The 7,308-nt window shown below is 48.7% G+C and carries 7 protein-coding genes; 2 read left to right on the forward strand and 5 right to left on the reverse strand.

The genetic code is table 11. From position 1 onward, the window contains the following. Together ACN0TS_RS18875 and ACN0TS_RS18880 are read left to right on the forward strand one after the other, a co-directional pair. The coding region (locus ACN0TS_RS18875) for a hypothetical protein (RefSeq protein ID WP_417260862.1) at positions 1-224 on the forward strand (224 nt) is incomplete at its 5' end. Between the two features lie 48 nt (positions 225-272). After that, positions 273-2,231, forward strand: coding sequence for a hypothetical protein (locus ACN0TS_RS18880; RefSeq protein ID WP_417260863.1), 1,959 nt, complete (start codon positions 273-275; stop codon positions 2,229-2,231). A 28-nt stretch (positions 2,232-2,259) separates the two neighbouring features. Here ACN0TS_RS18880 and ACN0TS_RS18885 read toward each other — a convergent pair whose 3' ends face one another. The 5 genes from ACN0TS_RS18885 to ACN0TS_RS18905 all read right to left on the reverse strand — a co-directional run. Then, positions 2,260-3,585: an HlyD family type I secretion periplasmic adaptor subunit gene (locus ACN0TS_RS18885; protein WP_417260864.1), complete on the reverse strand. Its 1,326-nt coding sequence runs from the start codon at positions 3,583-3,585 to the stop codon at positions 2,260-2,262. Continuing rightward, the gene (locus ACN0TS_RS18890) at positions 3,578-5,299 is read right to left on the reverse strand and encodes a type I secretion system permease/ATPase (RefSeq protein WP_417260865.1); all 1,722 of its coding nucleotides are present in this window, start codon (positions 5,297-5,299) and stop codon (positions 3,578-3,580) included. Before ACN0TS_RS18890 ends, ACN0TS_RS18885 begins: the two co-directional genes overlap by 8 nt. Before the next feature lie 250 nt (positions 5,300-5,549). Continuing rightward, positions 5,550-5,813 (reverse strand): hypothetical protein, encoded by a 264-nt coding sequence (locus ACN0TS_RS18895; RefSeq protein WP_417260866.1) that lies wholly within the window; start codon positions 5,811-5,813, stop codon positions 5,550-5,552. Between the two features lie 235 nt (positions 5,814-6,048). Beyond that, positions 6,049-6,681 carry a calcium-binding protein gene (locus tag ACN0TS_RS18900; protein WP_417260867.1) on the reverse strand — a complete coding sequence of 211 codons (633 nt, stop codon included), beginning with the start codon at positions 6,679-6,681 and terminating at the stop codon, positions 6,049-6,051. A gap of 446 nt (positions 6,682-7,127) precedes the next feature. Continuing rightward, a partial coding sequence (locus ACN0TS_RS18905) for a hypothetical protein (RefSeq protein WP_417260868.1) occupies positions 7,128-7,308 on the reverse strand: 181 nt, incomplete at its 5' end.

Here is a 7,308-nt window from a genome sequence, read left to right on the forward strand (position 1 = left end):
GGCTTGACGAGCGGAAACGCCAATTGCGCGATATCCTGTATCAATCTGTCTCGGAAAAAACCTTTTATGAAGGTGCAGAAAATATCGCCCGCCAAAACAGCGGCAAATCCGAACGTGTCCGGATTAAAGAAATCCATGCCACCTATCCCGCCCTCAATCGAAAAACCATCAAGGCCATCATTACCCTTATCGATGCCAAAGCAGAGAACACTGCTGCCGCCTGAGGGGAAAGACGCTTCAAAACAGGATCAAACATTCCAAGGAGACTTGATATGTCTGTCGCTTCCTTATTTAAAATCGGTATGGGCTTTAAATTTATTCTGTTGGCGGATACGGGTCTTACCATCACGGAGATTGCCTATGATATTGACCACAAAATCAATGGTGACAAAGACCCGGACATCACAAAACTAACCGAAGAATACACCAAAAGAGGCGGAGAACTGGATCATCTGAACCAGATTACGACCCAGGCTCAGGTTGATGTTGGAAATTTGAACAATGCCTCAAATGCCCTGATATCCTTAGGACAGAGTTTTACCGAGCGTGCCAGCCTGGTCTATGAACAGGTTCAGGCGCTTATGACGCTGCGGGAATTCCTGCGCGCGCAATTAATACAACCGGATTTTGCCTGGTACCACAGTTCTGCCCTACCGAATGTAAGCCAATATTCGCCTGAGAACCAAAAAGAACTTACGGAAAAGATATTCAAATCTCTGAGTAACCAACGCACGCCCGGGGCAGATATCACGGTTTATGCCTTACAAACACTCAGCATAGCTACCACGCCCTTTCTATTTACGCTGATAAGCCGGAAATTTCCGCGCCATGGTCCAGCCCCGCGCCCACGCGTTAGGCACGGCACCATCCGTTTGAATGCGGCGGATACTGCTGCGTTACGCAGTGCCATCCGCATCCAAAACCGGTGGTACAACCGAACCGGCCGCTACTTGAAAAAGGCGGCAACATCCAAGTGGATGGCCGGTGGCATTGTCGTGCTCAGCTTTGGTTTTAGCCTTTATAACTTCATCAATAATCGCATCACCGAGAGAAGCACAAAGAACGATATTATGAAGAATCTGAGGGAAGCGATTGACGACATCGAAAAGAACAAAACAGTGCTTTCCTATATGTATTACGGTGCAAACACATCCAATGGTGAAGGCGAGCAGATTGAGGCCGACCAAGCCAAACTGAATTTCCTGGTCAAAAATCTCGATGCCATCAAACAGGAAGACATTACCAAGGAAACCAAGCCGGACGACGAAAATGTGGCCCGTACGTCGCTGGTTAACGGTTTTAAATTTACGGTTCAACAAAACAATCAAGTGATCCGCGAAAGCACTAAAAAGCTTGAAGACGCTTATAAAGAGCTCATTGAACTGATCGATGTTTACCTGCCCGACACAGATGATCCTTGTGCTGTTGTCTGCCCGGACATGGATCACTGTGGAATAGCAACAGAGATCAATGATGCGGAGCAGGTGAGAAAAGCCTTCAAAAATTTCATCGAGGACAAAAAACATCTGGACGATCCTGAAAAGCCTTCGGCAGATCGTATGCGCCGTTGTGATAACGTCGCCGACACCTTCCGAGCGGCAGTATTATCCCGCCTTGCGCGGATTAACGACCGCCTTGAAATCAGTATCAATGACATTCAAATCATCAACCGATTGACCACACGGATCATCGCCGCGCTTGATCGGGGTGAGACATTGGAAAGTGACCGGGAAATCTCGCGGATGGCACGAGGCTTTATGCGCGACATCAAGGACATCAACTGTGCCAAACGCACCATATTCAAAACACAGGATGATGCCGAATCATTGATCCGCAAGATTGCGGTAAATACATTGGCCACCCGCGCCTTGCGCGCGGCTGTCGGTAAAGATTTCAATGCCGACAGCAATCCAAGTGACCAGGAACTTGCGGAAAAAGCCACGCACTATCTTGAAACAGTTCTTATCAACTATCCCACCAGAACCATTTTGCTCGATATCGACGCAGTGGTGGAAACAATTGATGTCATGCTGATTGACCTCAAAGCCTTTGACCGTTTGAAAAAACGAACTCTTCACGATTTCGAAGGCAAGCCCGATCCTACGGAAGACGAAATAGAAGAAAAGGCAATCCTGTATTTGGAAACCCTGTTTGAAGATCTTGAGGATCGTTCCATCCTGAAAGACGAAAATGACATCTTCAATGCCATAGAAGACATCCTGTTTAGCTAAATTCTGGCAACACCAAATGTTCCAAAACTCAGACTTCCGTAAAACTTCGATCCAGTGATTGCAGCAGAGGTTCCAGAAGATAATCCAGAAAAGTACGATACCCGGTTCTGATGATAACCTCAGCCTGCATCCCGGGATACAATTCAACATGTTTGGGGAGCCCTAGCAAAACATCCCGAGAAATGAGAATACGCGCAAGGAAATACGCTTTCTTCCCATCCTCGCTCGTTTGGGTATCCGCAGACACCCAAGCAACGGTTCCCGGAATACTTGGTGTATTACGCCGTGAATAGGCGGAAAGGAAAACATCGGCATTCAGGCCCGCTCTGACAGCATCAATATCCAGCGGAGAAACCTGAGCTTCCACGACCAGTTCCTCATTGCTTGGAACAATGTCAAGCAACGGTTCGGCCGGACCAATCACCCCGCCAATCGTCTTCACTTTCTGATTGATCACGACGCCATCGACTGGTGCGTGGATACTCGTTCTCTGCAAAGTATCACTTGCTTCAGCAATCTTGGTCTTGGCATCAATGATCTGAGCCTCCAGCTCGGCGAGCTGACCATTGACCTCATCAAGTTTATCTGTGGTCAATTGCACGATTTCCAGGCGCGTTTCACCTATTCTTTCCTCTGCGCTCGCGATGGATGTCAGGTTCGCACCCAATGTGCCATTGATCTGCGCCTGTGTGCGCTTCAGCGCCAAAAGTCGCGATTTACGTTCCAGACCCTTATCAAACAGGCTTTGAACGTCACGAATTTCTTCCTTAATCAACCGAATCTGATCTTCGAGGCTTCTGTTTTGAATTTGAAAGCCCGCGATTTGCTGTTCAAGCTGATTGACACGCTTGAACAAAATATCCTTTTGCGTGGCAATTGCATTCCGGCCGGAAATAAAAATAGCTCTTTGCGCTTCCAATGCATCCCGAACCGTCCGGGATTTTTCGACCTGTTTCAGAAGGAGGGAATCAAACCGAATTTCCACGAAATTATCCCGTTCTGCCCTTAAGCGACCATGCTCGGCCAGATATTGCCAAAGCTTTGCCTGCTGGGTTGAGTAATCTGTCCGTGCCTTGACATCCTCAAGCTGCACCACAATGTCCCCAGCCCTGACCTTATCGCCTTCTCGAACATAAATGTTTCGAACAATCCCACCTTCGAGGTGTTGAACAGTCCTCCGGCTGCCGTCGGGGCTAACGCTGCCGGGTGCAACGGTGCTCCGTGCCAAAGGCACGAATGTTGACCAAACGCCAAAAACCAAAATGAATATTCCAATACACAGCCAGCCCCGCCGAAATGTCTGCTTTAGGCCCAACATCGCTCGAATGTCGGAAACGCTTGCATCTTTACGCATCAAGTTCCTCTCTGACGTGCGATGCCTTTGGCGCATTCGGCCGCATACGTTGGAGGATGTCTTCCCGGGGACCAAACGCCGCAACGCATCCATGCTCCAAAACAAGGATCTGATCAGCATGAGCGAATAAAGAGGTATTATGAACGGCCATGACAATTGTCGTTCCCCAACTTTTGACTCTGGCCAAAATGTCAGAAAGGACGATCATGCCATCAGCATCCAGATTGGCATTTGGCTCGTCAAGAACAAGAATACGCGGTTTCCCGATGATTGCGCGCGCCAAAGCAATCCGCTGTTGTTGTCCGCCAGACAGTGGTCCGCCATTCTTATCGAGCACAGTTTTATAACCCTGCGGAAGCGCCAAAATTAAGTCGTGCACACCGGCCAGTTTCGCGGCCTCAATCACCTCTTGAGAGCGATCGGGAGTAAAACGTGCAATATTTTGCTCAACAGTTCCCGGTAAATATTCTGAGCGTTGAGAGACATAGCCGACATGCGGAGCAAGGTCTTCCAAGTTCCAATCGCTCAAACTTGCGCCATCAATTCGAACATTCCCTGACCTGAGAGGGAGGTATCCTAATAGCGTTTTGCAGAATGTGGTTTTTCCGGCCCCTGACGCACCAACAACGGCAACGACCTGACCGGCCGGAATGCGAAGTGAAATCCCAGACAAGCTTGCTTTTTTACGGCCCGCCGGAACATAGGTAACCTGTTCAAAATGAATATCACCACGAGGTGCAGGGAGAATGACTTTATCCTCCGGCGCTGGGTAGGTCCGCAATAGGGTGTTGATCTGCTTGGAAACTTGAAAGGCATTGGCAAATTGCCGCCATCCGGTGACCAAGGCATCGACAGGGGCAAGAGCACGGTTAAGCAAAATCGAAACAGCAATAATGGCACCGGGCGTGATTTCCTGATTGGACGCGAGAAACGCCCCCAAACCAAGTGCCCCAATCTGGATAAGTGTTCGGCTCCCTTTTGTCAGGGATGTAAAAGTCGCGGTATGGAGTTCTGCGGGAAGTTTTTGCTTTAATCCGTTTGTCAGCAGCCGCTGCCAAAAGTCCTGCGCACGCGGCCACAAGGCCATCGACATCACAGTCGATGCGTTTTCAACAATCGCCGATCCAAACCGATCAGATTGCGCATCGGCAGAACGCCCAGCCGTTATATTATTTCGAACAACAATGCTGGCAAGGGCCGTAATTCCCGACATAACCAAAACCGCCAACAAGGCAAAAATGCCCAGAACCGGATGGACGATCCAGATGATGCCAATAAACAACAATAACCAAGGTAAATCAAAAAATGCGCAAAACGCGGCCCCTGAAAGGCACAAACGGATGGCTTCAAGCTCGTCCACTGGTCGCTTGCCGATATTGTGCCCCGCAGCCGTGGACTGGACACAGGCATACAAGACCTTTGATTGCAGCGCGTGCATCAATTGATGTCCGACTTTAATCAGGACATGTGTACGCACAATATCCAACAGGATGTATAAAGCGATCGCCCCCACAGCGATCAGGCTCAGAAACAAAAGCGTCTCCAGATGGCGGGTCGGGATGACTCGGTCATATACCTGCATCATGTATATGGGCACTGTCAGCACGAGCAGATTAAGCACCATACTGAACACCAGTATCTTTACTGCAACCGACGAGAACTGTCCGAGCTCATTGCGCAAGGCCGGAGCAACAGAAGTGGATTTAAACATCATCACATTATATCTTTTTGCTCAACCCAAGGCTTTCTGAGCGGCATATTATTCCCTCACTTCCAAGACAATACCTTGGTGTCGGAAAAACCAACATGTCAGCCCCCTGCCAACCGGCGTTTCAGAAGTTAGGTTTTGCCGGTTCAGTTGACCTGATGACCTACTGGTCGTCATACGGAGCATCCAAACCGGCAAAGGGATATACGCCAAAGGTCCAGCCATACGTCTGGGAAAAATGCTTGATATAAGTCATTCAGTCCGAACTCATTCCTTCATACTGAGCAATTGAACCACCAAACATCTCGGAATTCATTTCGCCGCTTGTTGGCCTTTGCCCTTCGGGATAATTGATAACATCAAGGCCAAAACCATATCGGGCCTGTAATTCGGCAGCGACCTGTTCTCCGGCGGAGGCTGTCCATCCCCCCCCCTTTAAAACCAAGCGCATCGGCTTGTATCTGTGCTCTTGCAAACGCACCCTTGTCGTTGTTTGCGGTCTGGGTAAAGCCTTGCTCATTTATTGTACCGACAAGCTTTCCCCTTCAGGCGAAACGCAATGATAACTTCCACTGTCTTTTGCGCAGCAAGCTGTTCATGTGGGTTATATGCCAGTTCAACCTCTATCTTACCGTCATCAAACATACACTTTGAGTTGCGTACCGCATTACGCACACAACATGCCATTTCAATATGATTGAGAAATAAAATATGCCCCGGCACTCATTCCTGAATGCCGGAGCATACGATTGATATCAAGCAACAAGGCCAGTCAAATCCCAATAGCCGTCGGCAAAATCATTGCCATATACGCGTTCGATGACATTGTCTCCACCGAGGAAGAAATCTTCGACCCTGACGCCTGTATTCATAATCCCATCAGCAGCGTCAGCAACATCTGTAATCAGCAAATCATTCCCGTCAATCGCCAGAAAAATGTTCTGCACATCAACGTCGGCAAATACGATTATATCGGTATCACCACCACCATAGCCTGTTTGCCCAGTCGGAGATTTATCATCATTAATGATGTCAATCCCGCCATCAGCTTTGACATACAGATATTGGTCGTCCCCAACTCCTCCCCAAAGGGTATCGTTACCACTTCCCCCGTAAAGAACATCATTACCATCCTGACCGAAAAGCATGTCCGCTCCCGATCCGCCATCCAAGGTATCGTTACCGTTCCCGGCAACCAACGTATCATTTCCCCCTTTGCCTGACAGGTAATCGTCTCCGTCATAACCAAAGATAGTATCGTTGTATCCATTGCCAGTAATGCTGTTATCAAGACCATTCCCATAGATTGCATTACCCGTTTCCGCCCCTGAGGGCACCAGATCGGACTCATAGCTGATCTGGTTAGGCGTTAATGTATAGGCAGCCATATCTTATCTCCTCAAGTTTCAACCACTTAGAATTATTACCTTTTTACCCACCCCCAAGAGTTGAAAAAGAGTGGTTGAGTTTGCGCCTTGAGACAAGGAGAAAAACAACCTTAAATATAATTTTAACAAGGAATGATACCTAATAGTATTATAGAATACGTAGTTCTACACTACTACCTGTCTAAATGAAGAGGCTGGCTTCCTGTCCAAAGAAATAGCGATTATCCAAAGCCTCCCCTCAGCGCCTCGCCAAAAGGATGGGGAAATTCTACCCGCCTCGACATCGCCTGCGATTCAGGAATCTTCTGACAAAATATCAATCTGTTTCGTGAACAGATTGACGGCCCGCACTGTTATTCAACAGGCGCAACAGCCCCCAATAACCGGAATCAGGGTTCAGGGTGTGAACCCATTAATATGACTGTAACAGCAGATTTGAGCTTGAATTAGGTGCCGGGCAAAGTGTTTTTGTCTGTTACCAGCACCTCGGGCAAGGTATCGCGATGCTGATGATTGCCCTCGGCCGAGTGCAAGGGCGGCACAGTTACCGGGATATGCACCAGCTTGCGTTTGCGTTCCGGGGTGCCGGTGCTGGCGTAAAGCTGTTTTCCGGCTTCGACGATAGAG

It is taken from the genome of Celeribacter sp., from assembly GCF_048266405.1.
Taxonomy (GTDB): Bacteria; Pseudomonadota; Alphaproteobacteria; order Rhodobacterales; family Rhodobacteraceae; genus Celeribacter.

What these genes read in the sequence shown, in the direction of transcription:
- ACN0TS_RS18880 (WP_417260863.1), top strand. Translation starts at nt 273, where the DNA reads ATGTCTGTCGCTTCCTTATTTAAAATCGGTATGGGCTTTAAATTTATT.
- ACN0TS_RS18885 (WP_417260864.1), bottom strand. Translation starts at nt 3,585, where the DNA reads ATGCGTAAAGATGCAAGCGTTTCCGACATTCGAGCGATGTTGGGCCTA.
- ACN0TS_RS18890 (WP_417260865.1), bottom strand. Translation starts at nt 5,299, where the DNA reads ATGATGTTTAAATCCACTTCTGTTGCTCCGGCCTTGCGCAATGAGCTC.
- ACN0TS_RS18895 (WP_417260866.1), bottom strand. Translation starts at nt 5,813, where the DNA reads ATGAGCAAGGCTTTACCCAGACCGCAAACAACGACAAGGGTGCGTTTG.
- ACN0TS_RS18900 (WP_417260867.1), bottom strand. Translation starts at nt 6,681, where the DNA reads ATGGCTGCCTATACATTAACGCCTAACCAGATCAGCTATGAGTCCGAT.